Source organism: Rhodothalassium salexigens DSM 2132 (genome assembly GCF_004341375.1).
Classification (GTDB): domain Bacteria; phylum Pseudomonadota; class Alphaproteobacteria; order Sphingomonadales; family Rhodothalassiaceae; genus Rhodothalassium; species Rhodothalassium salexigens.
The window spans coordinates 165,330-187,887 of the sequence record NZ_SLXO01000009.1 but is presented as its reverse complement, the minus strand read 5'-3'; the positions used below and the strand labels follow the sequence as shown (position 1 = coordinate 187,887).

Below are 22,558 nucleotides of genomic sequence, written 5' to 3'. Positions count from 1 at the left end.
CGATACCCCAAGCCCTTCTGACCTGCCCGCCGATCCCGGACCCGCCGACCGGCCCTGACATCACCCAGGCCGATGTGGCCCGCTGGGCCGTGGAAACCGCCACCGCCGCCCGCCACTGCCGCCGCGATCTGATCGCTGTGCGTCGGCTGGTGAATGGCCGCCGGGAATAATTCGACTAGCGGGGTTCTCATGGCTGTTTCCGCGCCGAACACGGTTTGGCAATTGGGGTGTAAGGCGTTGATTTATATGAGGGTGAACAAAACGGGGAAATTGCCAAACCGGCTTGATTTTAAAGCAGATCGCCCTTTCACGGCGGAAACACGGGTTCGAGTCCCGTAGGGGTCACCATTCCCAGAAAACTGCCAAAAACCGACCTATAATCACCCGGCGTTTTGCTGGTTGGATATTGGGTCGCCTTTCGGGCCTGCCCCACTTGGCCATGGCATTCTGAGGCAGTAGCTTTCTGCTCGTCTTTTGGGTGCGGTTTTTCGTCAATTCCAAGGCGCGAGGGGGCTATCACCTCTGGGGGGGCTGCGACCCCTGACCTTTATCCATCTGAAGCCAGAGTCGGGGGCCGGCATGGCGCTCGGTGTCGCCCCCAAAACCGACGATCGGCATGACACCCAGCCAAAAGGCTGCGAGTCCAACCCCACCGGCAGAGCCACTTTCAAGCGCCGCCGGTGGGGAAAGCGGAAAACCACACGGCTTTTTCCGCAGCCTGCCAGGCCCGCCATTGATGCCTGACCGAACAGGCCCAAGCAGCAGACATCGGTCAGAAGCTGACCGATGCACCTAGTCGGAAGAAGCGCCCCACCTGATCAAACAGGCCCACATCATTACGCCCGTTGGTCAGGAAACCGCGCGTCTCGGGTACTTGGGCCAGCAAAGGGGGATCATTGTCCAAAAGATTGTCGACGGAAAAGAAGACCGATGTGCCTTCGACGATCTGGTAGCGGATATTGATATCCGTATACCATTCGGCATCGGTGCTGTTGGGGGCGCGAGCTTCGGGCACCTCGCCGAGGTCCGAGCGCATGCTGGACAGGAATCGTTCCTCAAGGCTGAAGGTCCAATTATGCCAATAATAGGAGAGCCTTGACGTGAAGGAGAATTCCGGGTCGCCCAGTTCGCCGGCCTCGCGGTCGGGGGTGGTGGTGTTCTCCTGGCCGAAGAAGGCCAGAGTGTCCAGGTACGTTCCCACGAAACTCGCTTCCAGCGATCCCGGCACCGCGTTGGCCGTGGTACCGGCTAGGTCGATGATGTAGCGCGCATCAAAATCAATGCCCGAGGCTTCGAGCTTGGCGACATTGATCAGCCGGCTTTCGATCGCATCGAAGTTACCGTTGGTCTGACGGCGAACCTGATCGCAGAAGGGGTTATCGATGCTTTCGGCATCAACGCAGTTGTTCACGATAGCCTGGGCGGGGAAACTGTTCACCGCGTCGGTAATCTTGATATCCCAATAGTCGACGGCCAGGGTCAGCCCCGGCAGAAAGCGCGGGGTGAAAACGGCCCCCACCGTGATCGTGTCGGCCTTTTCTTCCGTCAGGTTCGGATTGCCGCCTGTGATGACCGTGTTGGTGCGGTTCTGAGATTGGGAGTCGAAATCGGCTGGCAGGCCCAGCGCAGCGCAATTGTCCGGCCGGCTGCGCGAGCCGTTGGCCAGATTGGCCGCGTCGCAGGGGTCGATCAGAAAGATGTTGTTCACGTCCGTGGGGCCGAACAACTCGCCCACATTGGGGGCCCGAACAGCGACTGAAAAGGCGCCGCGGAAGCGTAGGTCTGCCGTGGGTGCCCAATCTGCACTGACCTTCCAGGCGGTGGTCCCCCCGATGGTGGAATAGTCGCCATAGCGGATCGCACCATCGAGGTTGATCTCTTCGGCGAGGGGCAGGTCGCGGACCAGGGGCAGGTTCACCTCGCCGAAGACTTCCCAGACGTCGAAGTCGCCTTCGATGTTGCCGATGGGCGGCGAGGCGAAGATATCACCGGTATTGCGCAGGAAGCCCTCTTCGGTTTCCGCGCGTTCGGTTCGATACTCAAAGCCCCCGGCAAAGCCCACCGGTCCGCCGGGCAATTCAAGGAGGTCAGCCGTATCGCCGGTCACCGTGGCGTTGACCACATTTTGCTCCACAAGCCCCTCGGTCAGGAAATCGGTATAGGCAAACGCAAGGGCGCTTTGCGAAGCCGCTTGCGGGCCCAGGACGTTCAGGGGCTTGCACCCGCCCGATGGGTCGCGGCAGACGATTTCCCCTGTCTGCGGGTCGCGCACAGCATCCAGTGCTTGCTGGAACCGCGAGGGCACTTGTTGGTTGATGAACTTGGTGGTGATGTCCGACCGGCCGTATTGGTAGTGCACTGAATAATCCAGGTTGGAAGAGATCGCACCTTCGAAACCCAGATAGAGTTGGATTGTATCCCGGTCGGATTTGGATCGGGATTGGCCGTGGTCCACATGGGTGCGGCCGACGAAAAAGCCATCCAGATCTTCGGCTGCCAGAATGTCACGCAACTCCTGAGGGACAAAGGGATTGTCGGCCTGCAGGAAGATGGGCTCCACACTGGGCAGGGAGAAAGAGGGTTGGCCCGCCGTGGACGCCGTCGTCTGGGCGAATTTGGCGTCGGCGAAAAAAGTGTGTTTGTCGCTGAAAGCGTAGCGTACTCCGCCCGACAGCAGCAGCCGTTCCACCGGTACCTGGATGAAATCGAAGGGCGCCAAGTCCACCGTGTCACCGCCGGATGACAGAGACGGCGCGATCAGATTGCCCAGGTCCTGCGCAACCAAGTCGCCATTATCGTTGAAAGTGAAGGGGCCGCCATTGGCTTCGAATACCTGACCGTCAGGCCCGATCACCCGTCCCCCCGGCGCGGTGGATATGAAGCCCGTATCCTCGAACAAGATCTGGTCGGGGATGCCGTCATTGGGCCCGGTGTCGTCAGGATTGGGGGCGAAACGACGGCTGGCATCGCGCCAATTGCGGTCGGCCCCATTGATCTCTTCGCTGTTATCGAAGGTGGCGTTGAAGTAGATATTGCCGCGGTTGTCGTCGAAATTGGTCCCGGCGGTCACACTGATTTTTTGGCTTTCGCCGTCGCCTTCATCCGATATGCCAAGCTGACCGTCAAATTTCAGACCCTCGAAATCATCCTTCAAAATAATGTTCACCACGCCCGAAACCGCATCCGCGCCATAAACGGCGGAGGCGCCGCCCGTGATGACCTCAACACGCTCCACCAGGGCGGTTGGGATCGTATTGGTGTCCACCGCGGCGGACCCCGGGTCGCTGCCCACATGGCGCCGACCGTTCACCAAAACCAGTGTCCGGTCGATCCCAAGGCGCCGCAGATCCAGGAAGTTGGTGCCGGCCTGTTGGGGGGCGAAGTTCGTACTGGCCGGCGTGCGGGTGGCCCCGAGAGCGGGTAACTGATTGAGGGTATCGGCTAGACGGTTGTCGGCATTCAATGCCAATTGCTCGGCGTCGACGCTGGTCACCGGCGTTGGCGTGGTGGCGGTCGACCGGGCGATCCGTGACCCGGTGACCACGATTTCCTCGACCTCATCGACCTCCTGGGCACCGGCCTGATCGGGCGATTGTGCGGCGGCCGATGCGGTCAAGCAGGACAAACCGGTCAAAAGCGCCAGTGTCGACACGGCGCCGGGTCGTTGATGATAGAACACATATACCTCCCTGATATCGGTAATGCCATGTCCCTATCCGAGACATGCCCCAGTCCGAGGGGACGGTGCCGGCGCTATTTGGTAATGTTGTTTCGTTAGCGCCGGCATATTGGCACAAAAACTAGTGCGTATTTGATTTCTGGCGCAACCACCTGGGGCGACCTTTCTCGGCTGGAGGGCAGATCGAGCCCCAGCCCGAGCCAGGGGCGCTTGCTTCGGTCAGCCAATGACCGGAAACCGCGGCGCGGTTGAGGGCATTTGATCGGCAGGTGTTGCGGTCTGTCATCGGAGTGACGCCGTTATCGGGCTGCCGGCATGGAAACCCGCCCGTCCATCTCGGCCAATCGGCATGACAGGCGCCGGTCGGCAAGACCGGTCTTGATCCGGTTGCTGGGCATGGTGCCTTGGGTTATCCGCTATGGAGTATGGGTTTTCCCAATCGGCATGACCTCTTCGATAATAGAAAGATTGTCCTGGGCAGATGGGTTTTCAGGCTTTTGGCCCGGTGGCTATTGGTGACGGTGCGGTGCTCGACGGGTGGGGCGTGCGGCTTGGTGTGGGGGTGATGGCCGTCTATGGCCGGCTGGCGTTGGCCAACCCGATCGAGCCGTCGTTGACCGAGCCGTTTTCTGGATTGGTCGCCTATGTGCCGGACTTCGGGGTCACGCAGGCGCGCCTGGCCGGGATGCCCGAGGTGATGCGGATTGCGCCCGGCCGCGCCTATTTCTACGCGACCAATCAAACCCCGTATCTGGCCCAGATGGCGGAGCCGGGTCGCTATTCCGGGGTCAAGATGGTGTTCGAGGCCGCCGCCCTGTCGCAGGTCCAGACACCGACGGCGCGCCTCTATTGTCAAAACCCCGACCGACCGGTTTTTGCCGAGATGCCGGTCGGTCGGCCGCTGGTCGAACGGGTGGCCGCGCTGCCCAAGGCCGTGCCGCAGGCGTTGTCCGACCAATTGCGCCTGCTGGCCGACCTCCACCGCATTGCGGGCGACCTGCTGGCCGATTGGGTCACGGTGGAACGCACGGGCGCCGCGTCACCGGCGCCCGAACTCGACGCCCAGATCGACGCGGCCGATCGGTATCTAAAGGAGAACCTGGCCGCGCCGCCCTCGGTCCTGGCCTTGGCGAACCAGGTGGGGCTCAACCACATGACCATGAAACGCGGTTTCCACCGGCTGTTCGGCACCACCGTCTATGGCCGGTTGCGGTATTGGCGCATGCAGCGGGCGTGCGAGCTTTTGCAGGCGGGCGCGAGTGTGCTCGATACCGCGCTGGCGGTCGGCTACGCCAATCCCTCCAAATTCGCGGCCGCCTATCGCCGAGAGACCGGCCGCAATCCCTCGCAAGGGTGACGCGGCCGGTCCGGCCGGCGCGGCGTGCGCGCGCGCCCTTGGGCCGCGCCAACAGCGGCGAGGCCCGCAGGAGAGCGTCGATCAGAACGTGACTTCGACGCCGCCGCCGATCAGTTGCGGCTCGTTGACGAAGGCGCCGAAGCCGGTGAATTCGAATTCGATGTACGTCTCGTCGAAGGCGTTGCGCGCGAACACGAAGATTTCCCAATTTTCGTAGGTCAATCCAAGACGCGCATTGACCAGCGCGTAGTCGTCGCCGGGGACCTGGTTGGCCACGTCGAAGAACCGGTCGCTGGCACCATTGGCCGACACATTGGCGGCCAAGCCGATGCGGCCGAAAAAGTCGTCATCCTCGAAACGGGTGAACACGCTCCAGGTGATCTTGGCACCGCCGGCGACCTGATTGCCCGCCAGGTCGGCGCCGGTGAGTTGCTCGACGAACCGGTCATATTCCGCATTGGCATAGCCGAAGCTGCCGCCTAGTTCCCAGTTGGCGGTCGGATAGAGGCGCGTCTCGATCTCGGCACCGACGCTGGTCGCTGCGGCGGAGTTGGTGCGGAAGTCGATCAGCGAGCCGGGCGCGATCTGTTCGGCCTGCAGATCCGACCAGTCGATATAGAACGCGGTCACGTCGATGCGCCCGAAACCATTGGGCAGGCGCCATTTGCTGCCCACTTCATAATTCCATGTGAACTCGGGCCCATAGGATTTGGGCAAGCCGGTGATCCCCAGGCGTTCGGCGGTCAACACGGTGTTGTTGAAGCCGCCGGCGCGAAAGCCCCGGGAGATCGACCCATAGAGCTTCACATCGTCGGTCACCGCATAGGTCGCGGCCAGGCGCGGCAGAAGCTTGTTGTAGGTCTGCTTGCCGTTGACCGCCGTGACCGGCGCCAGGGGCGGTGCCGACGCCGTCCGCGGCCAGGCAAACAGGGTATTGGTGTTGTCGGTTTCGACCCGTTCGTGCTGGTAGCGCAGGCCAGCGGTCAGTTCCCAGTCGCCGAGGACGTAGTTCGCCTGACCGAACACCGCCAGCGCCTTGTCGTCGAAGCGGACCAGATCGTTGATCGAGGTCGGCGTTCCGACCATGCCGGCATCCACCAGGTCATTGATGTAGACGTCGAAGTCGTTTTGCAGGCTCAGCCCGTAGAGGCCGACGATATAGTTGAGCGGTCCGCTGTTCTGGCTCACCAGGCGGAATTCCTGAGTCCATTGTCGGATGTCGCTGTCGGCGGTGGAGGTGGCGACCGATGCGGCCGAAAAGTCGAGATCGTTCTGGGTGAACCGGTCGATCTGGCTGAAGCCGGTCTGCGATTCCAGCCGCATGTGGCCCAGATCGTAAACCAGCTTGAGCCCGAGAATGTGGGATTGGGCGTCTTCTTCGGTCGGCGCATTGTTGGTGATGACGAACAGGTCGTCGGCCTGGGGGAATTGGGCCAGCCCGTCGTTGCGATCCTGAACGAAATAGTTCACGTCGATCTGCAGATTGTCGGTGGGTTCGGCGACCACGAACAGACTGCCGCCAAAGGTGCGCTCATTGTTCTGTGGCTTGCCGGTGGTGGTGTTGCGGATGAAGCCGTCCACATCGTTCCACAAAAAGGTGCCGGCGGCCCGCAGCCGGTCGCCCCACAGCGGCCCTTCCAGCCGCACCGCGCTCTCGCGGTAGCCGCGTTCGCCGGCCAGGACGTCGACCGAGCCGGCCAGTTCGTCGCCGGGCTCCTTGAGCGAGATATTGACCACGCCGCCGAGGGTGTTCTGGCCGTACAAGGTGCCCTGCGGCCCGCGCAGGAACTCCACCTGTTCCGCAGCGTCGATGTCGAGGCCGAAGAATGACGGGTCGGGCAGGGCGACCCCGTTCACATTCACCGACACGATCGGGAAGTTCAGTTCGCTGCGGCCGATGCCGCGGGTGTAGAAATAGGTTCCGGTGCGTCCACCCTGGTTCTGGGCGGTCACATTGGGCACGATCGTCACCGCATCGGCGAGCGATCGGCCGGGTAGAAGGTCCAGATCCCGGTCGGTCACCACCGAAATGCTGGATGGCACATCTTGCAGGCTGCGCGCGCGCTTTTCGCCGGTAACGATGATCTCCTCGATGATCCGCCCGGTGTCGGCGTCGGCCGAGCGGTCGGGCTCGGTCTGAGCTTGGGCCGGCAGTGCGAGGACCGTCGTAGCCAGCGCGGTCTTGGTGGTCGCCCAGAGGCGGGCGACCGCCATCTTGTATGATCTCATGTTTCGTCCCTCGGTTATTTTTGCGAGTGACTAGCACTTGCAAAAATAACCGTCCACTCCGCCAGGCACAAAGAGGCGCCCGTCAGGCACGCCGGAGCTGAGAGACGCGTTGCGCGGGGCCGGGCTGCGCCGTTGGTGTGTTCCAACCAAAGGCGCGCGGCGCTTCACAGCCTCTTGTAGGAGGTGCGCGCAAAAGCGGTTCGGTAAAGGCGCTTGTTGTGATAGTGTAAAGCTTAATAGGGGAGGTATAAAAAAAACGGTGGTGCGCGTCCGTCAGGGCGATGATGCTGCCGTTGCGTGGTCGGCTGGTCCGGCGATGGGCGAGGCTTGTGTGCGTTGCTCCGGGCTCGGCGTTCCGGGCTTGGGGGGTGGGTGCAGGCAGGCGGTCCGCGCTGGCGGCCCTTTCTAGTGGTGTTTGGGTGCTCGGCTTGAGCGCCGTCTTCCCCTTCTGCGGTTCACCCTGCGCTGCGGCGCAGATCGTCGGAGAAGGAGACACCGATCATGAATGCCCCCGAAGCTTTGAGTGCCGCGCCCGAAATCCCGTTCGCCGCGCGCTACGATAATTTCGTCAACGGCCAGTGGGCCGCCCCCCAGGCCGGTCGGTATTTCGACAATATCTCGCCGGTGACCGGCCGGCCGGTGTGCCAGGTGGCGCGCTCGGACGCCGCCGACATCGAGGCCGCGCTCGACGCTGCCCACGCCGCCAAGGACGCCTGGGGCCGCACCAGTGCCGCCGAGCGCGCGCTGATCCTCAACCGCATCGCCGACCGGATGGAAGAGCATCTCGACCGGCTGGCGGTCGCCGAAAGCTGGGACAATGGCAAGCCGATCCGCGAGACCACGGCCGCCGACGTGCCGCTGGCGATCGACCATTTCCGCTATTTCGCCGGCTGTATCCGCGCCGAGGAAGGCTCGATCAGCCAGATCGACGCCGACACGGTGGCCTATCACTTCCAGGAACCGCTCGGCGTGGTCGCGCAGATTATCCCGTGGAACTTCCCGCTTTTGATGGCGGCGTGGAAGCTGGCGCCGGCGCTCGCTGGCGGCAACTGCATCGTGCTCAAGCCGGCCGAGCAGACCCCGGCGTCGATCCTGATCTGGGCCGAGATCGTCGGCGACCTGTTGCCGCCCGGCGTGCTCAATATCGTCAACGGTTTCGGCCTTGAAGCCGGCAAGCCGCTGGCGTCGAGCCCGCGCATCGCCAAGGTGGCGTTCACCGGCGAGACCGGCACCGGCCGGCTGATCATGCAATATGCGTCGGAAAACCTGATCCCGGTCACCCTGGAGTTGGGCGGCAAGTCGCCGAACATCTTCTTCGAGGACGTGGCGCGCGCCGACGACGACTATTTCGACAAGGCCATCGAAGGCTTCGTCATGTTCGCGCTCAACCAGGGCGAGGTGTGTACCTGCCCGTCGCGCGCGCTGATCCATGAGAGCATCTACGACCGGTTCATGGAGCGCGCGCTCGACCGGGTGCGCGCCTTAAAACAGGACAATCCGCTGTTGCCCAGCACCATGATCGGTGCCCAGGCCTCGGCCGAGCAGCGCGACAAGATCCTGTCCTATATCGATATCGGCCGCGCCGAGGGCGCCGAGGTGCTGGTGGGCGGCGGCGCGGCCACCCTCGGCGGCGACCTGGCCGACGGCTTCTACGTCCAGCCCACGGTGCTGCACGGCCACAACAAGATGCGCGTGTTCCAGGAGGAGATCTTCGGCCCGGTGGTCGCGGTGACCACCTTCAAGGACCATGACGAGGCGCTCGCCATCGCCAACGACACCCTCTACGGCCTCGGCGCCGGGGTGTGGAGCCGCGACATCACCACCTGTTACCGCTTCGGCCGCGCCATCGAGGCCGGCCGGGTGTGGACCAACTGTTATCACGCCTATCCCGCCCACGCCGCCTTTGGCGGCTACAAGCAGTCGGGCGTCGGGCGCGAGAACCACAAGATGATGCTGTCCCAGTACCAACAGACCAAGAATATGCTGGTCAGCTACAACCCGCAGAAATTGGGCTTTTTCTAGGCCTGCGGGGCGATACCGCGAACCTTTGGGGAGAACCGGAACAATGTCGAAGACCATGAGAGCGGCCGTGGTGCGCCAGTTCGGCGCCCCGCTGGCGATCGAAGAAGCGCCGATCCCCGAGCCCGGGCCGGGCCAGATCCAGGTCAAGATCGAGGCCTGCGGCGTCTGCCACACCGACTTGCACGCCGCCCATGGCGACTGGCCGGTGAAGCCCGAACCGCCGTTCATTCCGGGCCATGAGGGCGTCGGTTTCGTCTCCGGCGTCGGCCCGGGCGTCACCACGGTGAAGGAGGGCGACCGGGTCGGCGTGCCGTGGCTCTATTCCGCCTGCGGCCATTGCGAGCATTGCCTCGGCGGCTGGGAAACCTTGTGCGAATCGCAAAGCAACACCGGCTATTCGGTCAATGGCGGCTTCGCCGACTATGCGCTGGCCGACCCCGACTATGTGGGTCACCTGCCGGCCAATCTGCCGTTCGTGGACATTGCGCCGGTGTTGTGTGCCGGGGTCACCGTCTATAAGGGCCTCAAGACCACCGAAACCAAGCCCGGCGACTGGGTGGTGATCTCGGGCATCGGCGGGCTTGGCCACATGGCGGTTCAATACGCCCGCGCCATGGGCCTGCGCGTGGCCGCCGTCGATATCGACGACGACAAACTGCGCTTGGCCGAACGGCTGGGGGCTGCGGTCACCGTCAACGCCACCCGCACCGACCCGGCGGCGTTTCTGCAAGCCCAGATCGGCGGCGCGCACGGGGCGCTGGTCACCGCGGTGTCGCCCAAGGCGTTCGAACAAGCCCTGGGCACCGTGCGCCGCGGCGGCACGGTGGCACTCAACGGCTTGCCGCCGGGCGACTTTCCGCTGCCGATCTTCGACATGGTGCTGCGCGGCATCACCGTGCGCGGCTCGATCGTCGGCACCCGGCTCGACCTGGCCGAAGCGCTGGCCTTTGCCGGCGACGGGCTGGTCAAGGCGACTACCACGACCGCGTCGCTCGATCAAGTCAATGACGTGTTCGCACGCCTGCACAAGGGCGATATCGAGGGCCGCGTGGTGCTCGACCTGGCCGCCTGACCTGCCGCGAGCACGCCCAGCCGCGCCACGGCGCGGCGTGGGGCGCGCCTGTCGTGACACCCGGCTGGGGCGCGCGCCGGGCGGCCAGATCGATGCGACGGGCCGCACGACCGACGCGAACGCCACGCAGCGGTCGGCAGCGGAAAGCGGGCAAGCGGCGGGCACGGTAGCGCGGCGGGCACGGTGGGGCACGGTGCGCCGGGTCCCCAGTGGTGCAGCGGGTAAAGCGGCGCGCACGGTCGCGCGGTGCGCACGGTGCCGCCGCGAGTAAAGCGGCGCCGGCGGACTCAGGGGCGCCGGGGACACGGGGGGGGGGGAAGACGGCGCCGGCCAAGTGTCGGGCGATCCCTGTCGCCGACTGCGTCGCTGGCCGCGCGGCGTCTTCCGCGCCGCTTAACCTGTGCCGGGCCTGCGCCGCTTAAGCTGCGGCGCCGTCGAGCATGTGGCCGGTCTCGCGCAGGCGGGCGTGCCAGCTCAGCGCCTCTTCGATCACATGGGGGGTGTGGCCGCCGCGCGCCGTGGCCCGGGCCATGTAATCGGCCATGGCGTCGCGATAGCTCGGGTGCACGCACCGGGCCAGGATCGTCTCGGCGCGCTCGCGCGGGGCCAGGCCGCGCAGGTCGGCCAAGCCCTGTTCGGTGACCAGAATGTCCACATCGTGTTCGGTATGGTCCACATGCGAGACCATGGGCACCACGCTGGAGATATTGCCGCCCTTGGCGATCGACTTGGTGACGAAGATCGACATGAAGCCGTTGCGCGCGAAATCGCCCGAACCGCCGATGCCGTTCATCATCTTGGTGCCGCCCACATGGGTCGAGTTCACATTGCCGTAGATGTCGAATTCGAGGGCGGTGTTGACGCAGATGATGCCCAGCCGCCGGATCACTTCGGGGTGGTTGGAGATTTCCTGCGGGCGCAGCACCAGGCGCGACTTGTAGTCGGGCAGCTTGGGCAGCACCTCTTGATAGCGCGCGGCCGACAGGGTGATCGAGGAGCCGGACGCGAAGTCGAGCTTGCCGGCGTCGAACAGGTCGAAGGTCGAATCCTGCAACACCTCGGAATACATGGTCAGGTTATGAAACGGCGTGTCGATGAAGCCGGTCATGACCGCGTTGGCGATGGTGCCGATGCCGACCTGGAAGGGTTGCAGCGTCTCGGGCAGGCGGCCGTGGCGGACTTCATGGCCCATGAATTCGGCCAGATGGCCGGCGATCGCGCGGGTGTCGGCGTCGGGCGGCAGCACGGTCGACGAGCTGTCGTGCTTCTCGGTCAGCACGATGGCGGCGATCTTGTCCGGGTCGATGGGGATATAAGGCAGGCCGATGCGGCTTTCGGGCGCGACCACCGGGATCGGCTCGCGCGCCGGCCGGCGGGTCGGGATGTAGATGTCGTGCAGCCCTTCGAGCGCTTGCGGCTGCGACAGGTTGATCTCGACGATCACCTTGTCGGCCAGGATTGCGAAGCTGGCCGAATTGCCCACCGAGGTGGTCGGCACGATGCCGCCCTGTTCGGTGATCGCCACCGCCTCGATCACCGCGATATCCACCGGGCCCAGTTGGCGGGTGCGCAGATGCTCGACCGTCTCGGACAGGTGGTGGTCGATGAACATCACCTCGCCCTTGTTGATGGCGTTGCGCAGATAGGGGGCGGCCTGGAACGGCATGCGCCGCGCCAGCACATGCGCTTCGGCCAGCGTCTTGTCCAGATCGTTGCCGAGCGAGGCACCGGTCATCAGGGTGATCTTCAGCGGCTCGGTGCGCGCGCGCTCGGCCAGCGCCATGGGCACCGCCTTGGCCTCGCCCGCGCGGGTGAAGCCGCTCATGCCCAAGGTCATGCCGTCCTTGATCAGGCTCGCCGCCGCGTCGGCGCTGCAAATACGATCCTGAAGCCCCCGACACCGAACGCGTTCAGCCACCATGCCATACTCTCCCTGTAGCGCCGCGGCACCCGAGACAAAAGACGGGCGCTGGGCGCAGCTTCATACCACTGTTCGTGCCAATGATCGTCAAAAGACGAGGCGCCGGGAACTCGGCCGATGCCCGGCCGCTTCTGCCGATGCGTGTCGCTCTCTTGGCGGTCGGCGTGGCACCCTAACGGGCTATCGCGACGGGAACAGCCCGACAATAGGCGTATGTCGGCCGGGTCTGCGGTGTTGAGGGCGAGGCGGTTCCTCGCTGCTTGCCCAGTCCGTGGGCGCGGGAGCTCAGGCGGCGGCGCGGCGGCGGGCTTGGGCGCGCAGGCGCCAGCGCCGCCACGGCGGCAGCCGGTCGATGAACAACTTGCCCGCCAGATGGTCCATCTCATGCTGCAGGCACACCGCCGCCATGCCCTCCAGGTCGCGCTCGAACAGCTCGCCGGCGCGGTCGCGGGCGCGCACCTTGACGCCCATGGCACGCATCACGCTGCCGGTCACACCGGGGACCGACAGGCAACTCTCTTCCACGAAGCCGAGCCCGCCCTTGGACAGCACTTCCGGGTTCACATAGACCTGGATGTCGCTGCCGTCGCCGGCCGGGTCGATCACCAGCACCTGGCGGTGGTCGCCCACCTGCGGCGCCGACATGCCCAGGGCCCCGGCCTCGGTCATGATCCCCTGCAAGGCGGCGATCAGCCGGTCGAGCGAGGCGTCGTCGAACGCGGTCACCGGCGCCGAGGGCTGGCGCAGCCGCTCGTCGGGATATTCAAGGATGGTGAAGCCGTCCATGGCGTTGGTTCCTCGCTCAGCCCAACCGGTCGGCCGGTTCGCCTGCCGACAAGGGTTCCGGCGCCGTCGCCAGGCGCCGCCCGGCGGTGCGCCGGATCAGCGGCACCGTGGCCGCCACCGTGACCAGCAGCAGCACGATTTCGATCGCATAGACGGTCACATAACCGGCGGCGTCGGCGGCCATGCCTTGCAAGGTGCCGGCGGCGTGGACGCTGGCGTTGACAATGTCGCGCAGCGCCCCGCTCAGCGCCATGGCGACGCCGGCGGCGGTCGCCTGCACGGCCCCCCAGGCGCCGAGCGCCAGGCCCGCCTGGCCGGCCGGCGCGCGGGTCATGGTGGCGGTCAGCGTGGCGTGGCCGAACAGGGCGGCGCCAAAGCCGATCAGGAAGTTGCCGACCAGGAAGGCGCTCGACAGGCCATAGGGGGCGGCCAGGATGACCAGCGCGAACGCCGGCAGGCCGACCAGGGCGGCATTGCGGGTCAGCCGATAGGCGTCGCCGCCGCGCCCGAGCAGCACCGAGGCGGTCCAGAACCCGACCACGCCGCCGAACGCGAACAGGGCGGTCAACCGGGTGGTGGCGCTGACGCTCCAGCCCAGCACCTGGCCGCCGAACGGCTCCAACAGCACGTCGGCCATGGCGAACGCCATGGTGCCGAGCCCGACGATCACCAGCCGGCGCACCGTGTCCTCGCCGGTGCAGAATTGCGCCCACGACTCGGCAAAGCTGGGGTCGGCCGCCGGGGCGGCGGCGCCGCGCGGCGGCCGGCGGGTTTCCTGCTTCCACATGGCGATGGCGTTGAGGGTCACCGTGACCACGGCCGCCCCCTGGATCACCTGGACCAGCCGGCCGGGCGAGAAGTCCGCCAATGCCGCCCCGAAGATCAGCGCGCTGGCCATCATGCCCAACAGCAGCATGACGTACATCAGGCCGACCACCTTGGGGTGCGACTCAGACGGCGTCAGATCGGTGGCGAGGGCGAGACCGGCGGTCTGGACCGTGTGCGCCCCGGCGCCGACCATCAAAAACGCAAGGGCGGCCGACGATTGGCCGATCCACACCGGCGCGGTATCCGCCTGGCCCTTGCCGGCCAGCACCAGGATGGCGAACGGCATGATCGCGAAGCCGCCGAACTGCCACAGCGTGCCCTTCCAGATAAACGGCACCCGGCGCCAGCCGAGTTCGCAGCGGTGGGTATCGGAACGGTAGCCGATCAGCGCCCGGAACGGCGCGAACAGCACCGGCAGCGCGACCATGAAGGCGACCAGCGAAGCCGGGACGCCGCATTCGACGATCATCACCCGATTGAGCGTGCCGACGAGCAGCACCAGGGTCATGCCGACGGTGACTTGAAACAGAGACAGCCGCAACAAGCGGCCGAGCGACAGATCGGGGGTGGTGACGTCCGCAAAGGGCAGATACCCCGGCCCGAGAGAGGCCCAGGTGGAAATGAGCCGTTGCCGGAAAGGTTTCATGTCCAGTCTCGTGGCTGCAAGGATACTGGGGCGTCGGACCTTCCGGGTCGTGCGCGCGGCCGGTGAACCAAGGCCCAAACGCAAGCGGGGCGCTTGTGCGCCCCGACTTGGATCGTCTTGCTGTTTACTTGTTCCGCTTCGGACCCGGTTGGATCAGCATATTCATGCCCAGGGCCGACGACAGCGGCGTCTTCTTGTCGGTCAGCACGGGCATACCGAAACTCTTGTCCCAGCCGGGCTTGCGCGGCGCCAGAAGCGGCAGGCCGAGCATCGACGAAATCGGCTTGTCGGTGACTTCCGTCCGGGTCTTGTAGTGCCACAGCACCGGCATGCCGAGGAACGTCGACAGCGGCGTCGGATCCGGATTCGCGCCCGTGGGCAACAACTCGGTGTCTACCGGGCCGGCGGCGTCCAGGATCTTGGCCACTTTCGCGGCCTGGCCGAACAGGGCCCGCACGCCCACCAGCGACCGCCCTTGTTCCAGCATTTGTTGGAACAGCAACGGCCGCGCGTTGGGCAGAAAACCGTCTTCGATGGCTTCATGAACGGTCTTTTCTTCCTTGCCGGACAGTTTGGGCCCAGCAAAATGCTTCACATCGGTGAAACCCGCCTGCTTGAGGTTGGTTACGGCCGTTTGGGCTTCACTCTCCGTGCGATACATCCGCACTTTGGCTGTCGTGACCGGTTTCATGACGGCTCTCCTTCGCGACCAGTTTCGTTGTTACCACGCCGGGCGTGGTCCAAGCCGACCGTGTTTGTCGCCTTTGCCTACTATCAAGGAGGGATTGGGACAAGTGCCCCAACCCCTAATCGCTTTTATCCGTGAGAAGGGACCCGTGGTCCCAGTCTCACATACCGCCTTGGAAGTAGGCCGGGAACCAGTCGGTATTGCTCAGGATCGCGGCATGCACGATCAGAGCAGTCACAGCGACGGCGCCAAAAAACAGCGGCAGGCCAACCGAAGGCTTAACGACGCACCAGATTTTGCCGTTATTCATGGGATACTCTCCTATCAACCGCCCCAGGGCGTGTAGATGTACGCCAGGACGTGGGCGATCACGGCGATCACGAAGAACACACGAGTGCCATCAATGATGTGCTTGTGCAGTTCTTCCGATTCCTTGATCGTCAGTCCGGTGGGCCAAACGCGATCCGGATCGTCCAGATCCGTGGTCCGTCTTTCTTGGGCCATGGCCATTTTTTCTCCTCTCCGAACTTATACGACTTCGAGCAGGTGCGCCCGAAGCAAAGTCAGTTTCGTCCCTTAGAACCAAGGTGTCAAGTGTAGTTGTCGCTCTAGCCTGTCAATTCAAATTTACAGTAAGTATCTGGCGTCAAAGCCCGGAATTCTGCGATTTTTGCGCTCATGAGCCGTCGCCGGGCGCCCGGCGGCGACCGTCGTCGGCTCGGACCGGGGCCTGTGCGGCCGCTTCAAAGAGGCGCTGGCACTGTCGGGCGTCGCGGCCCCTTACTCTCGCGCGATGCGGAATGCCGCGCTCGGGCGATGGTTGGCGCCGGGCTGTTGGCGTCATCGGCGGCGGTGTCGGCAACACCGGCGCGGCGGCTCAAGACAGATGGTGATCGATGGTGTCGCGCCGAGGGATCGTTGAACGATGTCTCGCCATAGGTCACGGGCGCCATGCTGCGCCGCCGTTGTGGTCCGTCGGAATTGGTGGATTTTTACCAATTTCAAGGGGGCTTGCGACTTTTAATCGATTGATCCGTGGGCCGCGGCGCCGGTAGAATCGCCGCTGGTTATCACGGGAATGAGCGGCTGCGCATGCCTCGCGATCATGGTTCTGCCGATGCATCGGTGCGCATCACCTGGCACGCCCGCCCGGCCGAGGACGTTCTGACCGCCACCGACAGCGACCCCCTCGGCCTGGGGGCGGAAACCGTCGCCGCCCGGCTCGACCGTCACGGCCCCAACCGGCTGCCCGAAGCCCGCCGGCGCGGGCCGGTGCTGCGCTTTCTGAGCCAGTTTCACAATGTTTTGATCTATGTGCTGTTGGCCGCCGCGGCGACCACGGCGGCGCTCGACCATTGGGTCGACACCGGGGTCATTCTGGCGGTGGTGTTGGTCAATGCGGCCATCGGCTTCGTTCAGGAGGGCAAGGCCGAGCGCGCCCTGGCCGCCATTCGCGACATGCTCGCGCCGCGCGCCACCGTGCTGCGCGACGGTCGCCGCCAGAGCGTTGCGGGCGAGGCGCTGGTGCCCGGTGATATCGTGTTGCTCGACGCGGGCGACCGGGTGCCGGCCGACCTGCGGCTGTTGGAGGTGTCCGGGCTGAAGGTGGACGAGGCGGTGCTGACCGGCGAGTCGGTGGCGGTCGACAAGACCACCGCGCCGGTGGCGGCCGAGGTGGCGCTTGGCGACCGGCGCTGCATGGCGTTCAGCGGCACCATGGTGTCGGCGGGCCAGGGCCGCGGCGTGGTGGTCGCCACCGGCGCGCAGACCGAGATCGGCCGGATCAGCGGCCTGATCGCCACCGTCGAACAGACCACCACGCCGCTGTTGCGCCAGATGGACGTGTTTGCGCGCTGGCTGACCTTGTTCATTCTGTGCGTCAGCGCGGCGATCCTGGGGGTTGGCGTGGCGCTTGGCGATGCCGCGTTCGACGATCTGTTCATGACCGTGGTCGGCCTGTCGGTGGCGGCGATCCCCGAGGGCCTGCCGGCGATCCTGACCGTGACCCTGGCCATCGGCGTTCAGGGCATGGCGCGCCGCCACGCCATCGTGCGCCGGCTGCCGGCGATCGAGGCGCTGGGCTCGGTGTCGGTGATCTGTTCGGACAAGACCGGCACGTTGACCCGCAACGAGATGACCGTCGGCGCGGTGGCGACCGCCGAGCGGCTGTTCACCCTGTCGGGCTCGGGCTACACGCCGGTGGGGCAGGTGTCGCTCGACCACTGGCCGGTCGAGCCGGCCGATTATCCGCTGTTGATCGAACTCGGCCGCGCGGCGTTGCTGTGCAACGACGCCGAGTTGATGCAGGACCACGAGGACGAATGGCATGTGGCCGGCGACCCCATGGAGGGGGCGTTGGTCGCCATGGCCGGCAAGCTGGGCCTGGATGCTCTCGCCGAGCGCGCATGGCGGCGCCGGGTCGGCACCGTGCCGTTCGACGCCCGGCACCGCTACATGGCCAGCCGTCATCGGTCGGACGATGGCGCCGCCGACCGGGTCTATGTGAAAGGGGCACCGGAACAGGTGTTGGCCATGAGCCGCTGGCAACATGACGAAGCCGGCAATCCGGTGGCGCTCGATCCGGACTATTGGCAAGACCGGGCGCAGACGCTGGCCCGGCAGGGCCAGCGGGTGCTGGCCATCGCCTCGGCGGCGGCGCCCGAGGCCGAGCACGGCTTGAACGGCGATCATGTGGACGGCGCATTGGTGTTGTTGGGTCTGGTCGGTCTGATCGACCCGCCGCGGGCCGAGGCGGTGACGGCGGTCGCTCAGTGTCGCTCGGCCGGCATCCGGGTCAAGATGATCACCGGCGACCATGCCGGCACCGCCGCCGCCATCGCCCGGCAATTGGGGCTTGAGAACCCCGCCGAGGTGATCCGGGGCGCCGACATCGATGCCATGGACGACGCCACGCTGGGGGCCCGGGTCGCCGCCGTCGATGTGTTCGCGCGCACCAGCCCCGAACACAAGCTGCGCCTGGTCCAGGCGTTGCAGGCAGCCGGTGAGGTCGTGGCCATGACCGGCGACGGCGTTAACGACGCGCCGGCGCTCAAGCGCGCCGATATCGGCATCGCCATGGGCCGCAAGGGCACCGAGGCGGCCAAGGAAGCCGCCGAAATGGTGCTGGCGGACGACAACTTCGCCACCATCGCCGCGGCGGTGAAGGCCGGGCGCACGGTCTACGACAATCTCAAGAAATCGATCGTGTTTCTGTTGCCGGTCAATGGCGGCGAGTCGCTGAGCCTGATCGCTGCGATCCTGCTGGGCCTGACCCTGCCGATCACGCCGGTGCAGATCCTGTGGGTGAACATGGTCTCGTCGGTGGTGCTGGCGATGACCCTGGCGTTCGAGCCGGCCGAGCGTGACATCATGGCCCGGCCGCCGCGCGGCGCGCGCGAGCCGATCCTGTCGCGCTTCGTGCTCTGGCGGGTCAGCTTCGTATCGGTGCTGTTCTCGTTGGGCATCTTCGCCAAGTTCGCCCTGGCCGAGGCCCAGGGGGCGAGCCTGGAGGAGGCCCGCACCGTCGCCGTCAACACCCTGGTGGTGATGGAGATATTCTATCTGTTTTCGGTACGCTATCTGACCAGCCCGTCGATCACCCTGCGCGGCGTGCTCGGCACCGGGCCGGTGTTGATCGCCATCACCGCTGTCACCGCGTTGCAGTTCCTGTTCACCTATGCGCCGTTCATGGAGGCGTTCTTCGACACCCGGCCGCTGAGCATCGGTGAAGGCTTTCAGGTGGTCGCCGTTGGAGTGGTGCTGCTGCTGACCCTGGAGGCCGAGAAGCGCGTCGTTCGAGCTGTCGAGCGTCGGCATTGATCCCGCCGGGCGCCTGCGCCGCCGGCCGCAGCGGGCGCTGCGCTGGCGCGGCTGTGGACCAACGCGCCCGACCCGGACCGCGCGGCCGACGCTTATGTCTTTGATGTCCAGGGCGCCCACGGCCGGGCGCGGCGCCGCCGGTGAGCCGCGTCCGTGGTCCCAGTGCTTTCGGGGTGACACGGCGCTGCCCGACGCGCTCGGACATCTCTGAGGGCAAACCGATGCCCCGGCAGCGGCGATCAGGGGATCGCGGCCCAGACCGCGTCCAGCAAGGCTTGCGTGGCCAGGGTTGGGGCGGCCGCGCGGGCGCGGTCGTCGGCGCTGCCGGTGCGCGCCAGATCGGCGAAGCGGTCGACCATCAGCACCTGCTGCGGCGTGTCGGACGCCACCTCTATGAAGCGGGCGTCGGCGTGGCTGGCCATGCCATGGCGGTGCACATAGCCGGCCTTGAGCCCGGTATTCTTGAACGGGAAGCTGTTGGCCCAATCGAGCACGAAGTCGTCCATGATGACGATGCCCGTGGTGCCGATCAGATGCAGGTCCATGGCCAGGGTGTCGGCGGTGTAGCCCACGTCGAAGGTGGTGCTGGTGCCATCGGCGAAACCGATCAGCCCGGTGGCGCGCACCACGCCGCCGGTGTCCGGGTCGCGCTCGGCCAGCGCCTGGACGGTCTGCGGTGCGCCTTGGGGGGCCAGATACTCGACCGCCGCGCGCAGGGAATACCAAGCCATGTCGCCCACCGCGCCGGTCGGTTCCTGGTCCGGGTTGAGGCGGATATTGGTCTTGTCGGAAAACGGAAAATAGAACGCGGTGTGCAGCGAGCGCGGCGTGGCGATGGTGGTGGCCAGGGCGGCGCGCAGGGCGTGGGTGCGCGGATGGTGGGTGAAGTGGGTGGCGTCCATGAACAAGACGCCGGCGGCGTGCGCCGCGTCGATCATGCGCCGGGCGCTGGCCTCGTTCAGAAACGGCTTGTCGACCAGCACATGGCGCCCGGCGGCGATGGCGGCGAGCGCGATCTCTTCCTTGGCGACGGTCGGCACCGCCACATAGACGGCGGCCACATCGTCGCGCGCCAGCAGCGCCTGGTGGCCCTCGACCGCGGCTGCGTTGCCGCCATGGTGGTCGGCGAAGGCGCGGGCGCGGGCGCCGTCGCGGCTCGACACCGCAGCCAGATGGGCGCCCTGGGCCTGGCTGAGCGCCTCGGCGATGACCCCGGCGATGAAGCCGGTGCCGACGATGCCGAATCCCAGGCTGGTCATGACTTGGTCTCCTTGATGGCGGGCGGATGGGCCGGCACGGCGTGCCGATCCCATGCCTTGGCATATGGTCCGGTGCGGCGCCGATGAAAGGGGCGCGGCGCTCAGCCGCCGCGCGGGGCTCCTGCCCGGTGGGCGGCCGGCACGTCGACCAGCCGGCCGGTCTTGACGTCGTAGATATAGCCGTGGATCGGGATCGCCGGGTTGACCAGCGGGTGGGCGCGGATACGCGCCACATCGTCGACCACGCTTTGCGCCTGGTCGGCGATGGTGTGCCAACGCAGATAGCGCCCCTCGGCCGAGCCGCCGGTCTCGGCAGTATTGCGAAAGCCGGCGTCGGTCAGCTCGGCGGTGTCCAGGCTGCCGGCGAGCAGGTCGGCCATCTGCTGGTCGGTGAAATACTCCATGCCGCAGTCGGTATGGTGGATGACGAACCATTCGCGGGTGCCGAGCAGCTTGTGCGAGATGACCAGCGAGCGGATGGCGTCGTCGGTGGCGCGACCGCCGGCGTTGCGCACCACATGGGCGTCGCCCTCGGCAAGGCCGGCGAAGCGCGCCGGATCGAGCCGGGCGTCCATGCAGGTGAGGATCAGAAAGCCGCGGCCGGGCGGCAGCGGCAGGTCGCCCTTGGCGCCGAAATCGGCGGCATAGGCGGCATTGGCGGCGAGCACGGCGTCGGTGGTGGCGCTCATCGGCGCTACTCCTTTGGCTAGTGGGCACCCGGCGCATATCGGATTGCCGCCCGGTCGTCGCCAACGGGTTTTTCTAAGCCGCCGTTAAGCCAGGCTAAGCTCGGACAGGAGCTTCGGGATCCGCTTCTTGACCTTGAAGAAGCCCGCGGTGGCATGGGGCCAGATCGCCGCATCATAGGGGCGACGGATGCGATAAAGCGCTAGTCCGGCGGTGTCGAGCGTCGGTTGCGCGGTGTCGAGCGCCTCGCGCGCCGGCCCCTGGGGGAGCTCGGCGGTGACGATCCGCGTCACGCCCAGGCGCTGCGCCCACGCAGCCAGTGCGTCGCCCCATTGGACGCCGGCGGGCAAGGTCTCTGCCGTCACGTTCCAATGGGCGGCGGCGCGCGCGGCGGCATCGGCCACCGCGTCGCCGGTGAAGCCGACCACCGCTGCCGATACGGCGAGCGGCGAGCGGTGCTCGGCCGCGCTCAGCGTTGCGACGCCCGCGACGGTGGCGCCATCGAGCCCCAGACTTTCGGCGTGGCCGTCCTCTTCGGTGAGCAACAGGCCCACCGGCGCACCGTCCGAGGGCAGCGGCGCGGGGGCGGCCGGCATGGCGGCCGGCGGCGGGGCCGGCTCGTCGAGCGCCGGGGCGTCGCTGGCCAGGCTGTCGGGGGTGGGCTGAAAGCGGCCGTTGGTGAACCGGGCAATGTTATCGGCGCGCGCCAGATAGGTCTTGCCGCGGGTGTGCAGGCCGGCGACCCAGCGCCAACTGAGCGTGTTCGACGCCGGGTCGCCGTCGAGCAGATGGCGATAGAACCAGTCGGCGCCGAGCGACCATGGCAGCCCCAAGGTGAACAGCCAGATCGACGCCGTCCACATGCGCGCGTGATTGTGCAGATAGCCGGTCGCCGCCAATTCGGTCGCCCAGGCGTCGAAGCAGGCGATCCCGGTGCGGCCCTCGACCGCCGCGCGATAACGTGCGTCCAAGGCGCTGTCGGCGTCGAGCCGGGCCAGATCCGCGCGCACGCGCCGGCGATAGTCGCTCCACACAGACGGGCGCTGTTCCAGCCAGCCTTTGAAATAGCCGCGCCAGACCACCTCCTGGACGAACTTTTCCGCCGCATTGACGCTATGCCGGGACAGGGCGGCGGCGATCGCCTCGGGCTCCAGAACCAGGCGATGGCGCAGATAGGGGCTCAGGTGCGAGACGCTGTCGTCGGCATCGGGACCGTAATCGGTGTTGCGGTCGGCCGCATAGATCCGCCCGGCCCGGGGCGCGAAGGCGTCGAGCCGGGCCAGGCCAGCGGCGCGGGTCGCCGCTGGCGTCTGGGGTGAATCGGCGTGCGCTGGCGCGACCGCTTCGACGCGGGAGGCTTCAATCATGATGGCGGCGGTTCCTTGGCGGCGGTGCGAGCCTGCCGGGCGCTGCGCCGGCAGCGTTCCGAGCAATAGCGCACGCGCTCCCAATCCCGGGCCCACTTCTTGCGCCAGGTGAAGGGGCGGTTGCATTCGGCGCATTGTTTTTGGGGCAGGTCGGCCTTTTTGCGCATGACGGGGTTTCGATGTGACCACATGGTATCC

At 66.2% G+C, this 22,558-nt stretch carries 16 protein-coding genes; 4 read left to right on the top strand and 12 right to left on the bottom strand.

The window, feature by feature from the left end; translation table 11 throughout:
* Positions 1 to 772 precede the first annotated feature (772 nt).
* Positions 773 to 3,679 (bottom strand): TonB-dependent receptor plug domain-containing protein, encoded by a 2,907-nt coding sequence (locus EV659_RS12065; RefSeq protein WP_132709140.1) that lies wholly within the window; start codon positions 3,677 to 3,679, stop codon positions 773 to 775.
* A 505-nt stretch (positions 3,680 to 4,184) separates the two neighbouring features.
* Here EV659_RS12065 and EV659_RS12060 point away from each other — a divergent pair.
* Positions 4,185 to 5,036: a helix-turn-helix transcriptional regulator gene (locus EV659_RS12060; RefSeq protein WP_165878875.1), complete on the top strand. Its 852-nt coding sequence runs from the start codon at positions 4,185 to 4,187 to the stop codon at positions 5,034 to 5,036.
* Between the two features lie 81 nt (positions 5,037 to 5,117).
* Here the strand turns inward: EV659_RS12060 and EV659_RS12055 are convergent, their stop codons facing one another.
* Positions 5,118 to 7,265 carry a TonB-dependent receptor gene (locus tag EV659_RS12055; protein ID WP_132709138.1) on the bottom strand — a complete coding sequence of 716 codons (2,148 nt, stop codon included), beginning with the start codon at positions 7,263 to 7,265 and terminating at the stop codon, positions 5,118 to 5,120.
* Positions 7,266 to 7,766: 501 nt separating this feature from the next.
* Here EV659_RS12055 and adh point away from each other — a divergent pair.
* Both adh and adhP read left to right on the top strand, forming a co-directional pair.
* Positions 7,767 to 9,287 carry an aldehyde dehydrogenase gene (gene adh / locus EV659_RS12050; protein ID WP_132709137.1) on the top strand — a complete coding sequence of 507 codons (1,521 nt, stop codon included), beginning with the start codon at positions 7,767 to 7,769 and terminating at the stop codon, positions 9,285 to 9,287.
* A 43-nt stretch (positions 9,288 to 9,330) separates the two neighbouring features.
* Positions 9,331 to 10,359, top strand: coding sequence for an alcohol dehydrogenase AdhP (gene adhP / locus EV659_RS12045; protein WP_132709136.1), 1,029 nt, complete (start codon positions 9,331 to 9,333; stop codon positions 10,357 to 10,359).
* 418 nt (positions 10,360 to 10,777) lie between these two features.
* Here the strand turns inward: adhP and EV659_RS12040 are convergent, their stop codons facing one another.
* The 6 genes from EV659_RS12040 to pufB all read right to left on the bottom strand — a co-directional run bounded on the left by EV659_RS12040 (position 10,778) and on the right by pufB (position 15,732).
* Positions 10,778 to 12,280: an acetyl-CoA hydrolase/transferase family protein gene (locus EV659_RS12040; protein ID WP_132709135.1), complete on the bottom strand. Its 1,503-nt coding sequence runs from the start codon at positions 12,278 to 12,280 to the stop codon at positions 10,778 to 10,780.
* Positions 12,281 to 12,565: 285 nt separating this feature from the next.
* Positions 12,566 to 13,066 (bottom strand): peptide deformylase, encoded by a 501-nt coding sequence (gene def, locus EV659_RS12035; protein ID WP_132709134.1) that lies wholly within the window; start codon positions 13,064 to 13,066, stop codon positions 12,566 to 12,568.
* Between the two features lie 16 nt (positions 13,067 to 13,082).
* The gene (locus EV659_RS12030) at positions 13,083 to 14,540 is read right to left on the bottom strand and encodes a PucC family protein (RefSeq protein ID WP_132709133.1); all 1,458 of its coding nucleotides are present in this window, start codon (positions 14,538 to 14,540) and stop codon (positions 13,083 to 13,085) included.
* Positions 14,541 to 14,664: 124 nt separating this feature from the next.
* Entirely contained in the window at positions 14,665 to 15,231 is a 567-nt protein-coding gene (locus tag EV659_RS12025) for an HAD family hydrolase (RefSeq protein ID WP_132709132.1), read from the bottom strand.
* A 157-nt stretch (positions 15,232 to 15,388) separates the two neighbouring features.
* Positions 15,389 to 15,538 carry a light-harvesting protein gene (locus tag EV659_RS12020; protein WP_132709131.1) on the bottom strand — a complete coding sequence of 50 codons (150 nt, stop codon included), beginning with the start codon at positions 15,536 to 15,538 and terminating at the stop codon, positions 15,389 to 15,391.
* A 14-nt stretch (positions 15,539 to 15,552) separates the two neighbouring features.
* Positions 15,553 to 15,732 carry a light-harvesting antenna LH1, beta subunit gene (pufB, locus tag EV659_RS12015; protein ID WP_132709149.1) on the bottom strand — a complete coding sequence of 60 codons (180 nt, stop codon included), beginning with the start codon at positions 15,730 to 15,732 and terminating at the stop codon, positions 15,553 to 15,555.
* A gap of 588 nt (positions 15,733 to 16,320) precedes the next feature.
* Here pufB and EV659_RS12010 point away from each other — a divergent pair.
* Positions 16,321 to 19,047: an HAD-IC family P-type ATPase gene (locus EV659_RS12010; RefSeq protein WP_132709130.1), complete on the top strand. Its 2,727-nt coding sequence runs from the start codon at positions 16,321 to 16,323 to the stop codon at positions 19,045 to 19,047.
* A gap of 239 nt (positions 19,048 to 19,286) precedes the next feature.
* Here the strand turns inward: EV659_RS12010 and EV659_RS12005 are convergent, their stop codons facing one another.
* The 4 genes from EV659_RS12005 to EV659_RS11990 all read right to left on the bottom strand — a co-directional run bounded on the left by EV659_RS12005 (position 19,287) and on the right by EV659_RS11990 (position 22,527).
* Positions 19,287 to 20,306, bottom strand: coding sequence for a Gfo/Idh/MocA family protein (locus EV659_RS12005; protein ID WP_132709129.1), 1,020 nt, complete (start codon positions 20,304 to 20,306; stop codon positions 19,287 to 19,289).
* A gap of 101 nt (positions 20,307 to 20,407) precedes the next feature.
* A complete protein-coding gene (locus tag EV659_RS12000; RefSeq protein WP_132709128.1) occupies positions 20,408 to 20,995 on the bottom strand; it encodes a beta-class carbonic anhydrase in 588 nt (195 codons plus the stop codon).
* An 84-nt stretch (positions 20,996 to 21,079) separates the two neighbouring features.
* Positions 21,080 to 22,360 carry an FAD-binding domain-containing protein gene (locus EV659_RS11995; RefSeq protein WP_132709127.1) on the bottom strand — a complete coding sequence of 427 codons (1,281 nt, stop codon included), beginning with the start codon at positions 22,358 to 22,360 and terminating at the stop codon, positions 21,080 to 21,082.
* The gene (locus EV659_RS11990) at positions 22,357 to 22,527 is read right to left on the bottom strand and encodes a DUF2256 domain-containing protein (protein WP_132709126.1); all 171 of its coding nucleotides are present in this window, start codon (positions 22,525 to 22,527) and stop codon (positions 22,357 to 22,359) included. The genes EV659_RS11995 and EV659_RS11990 overlap by 4 nt, the downstream gene beginning before the upstream one ends.
* Between the last annotated feature and the right edge of the window lie 31 nt (positions 22,528 to 22,558).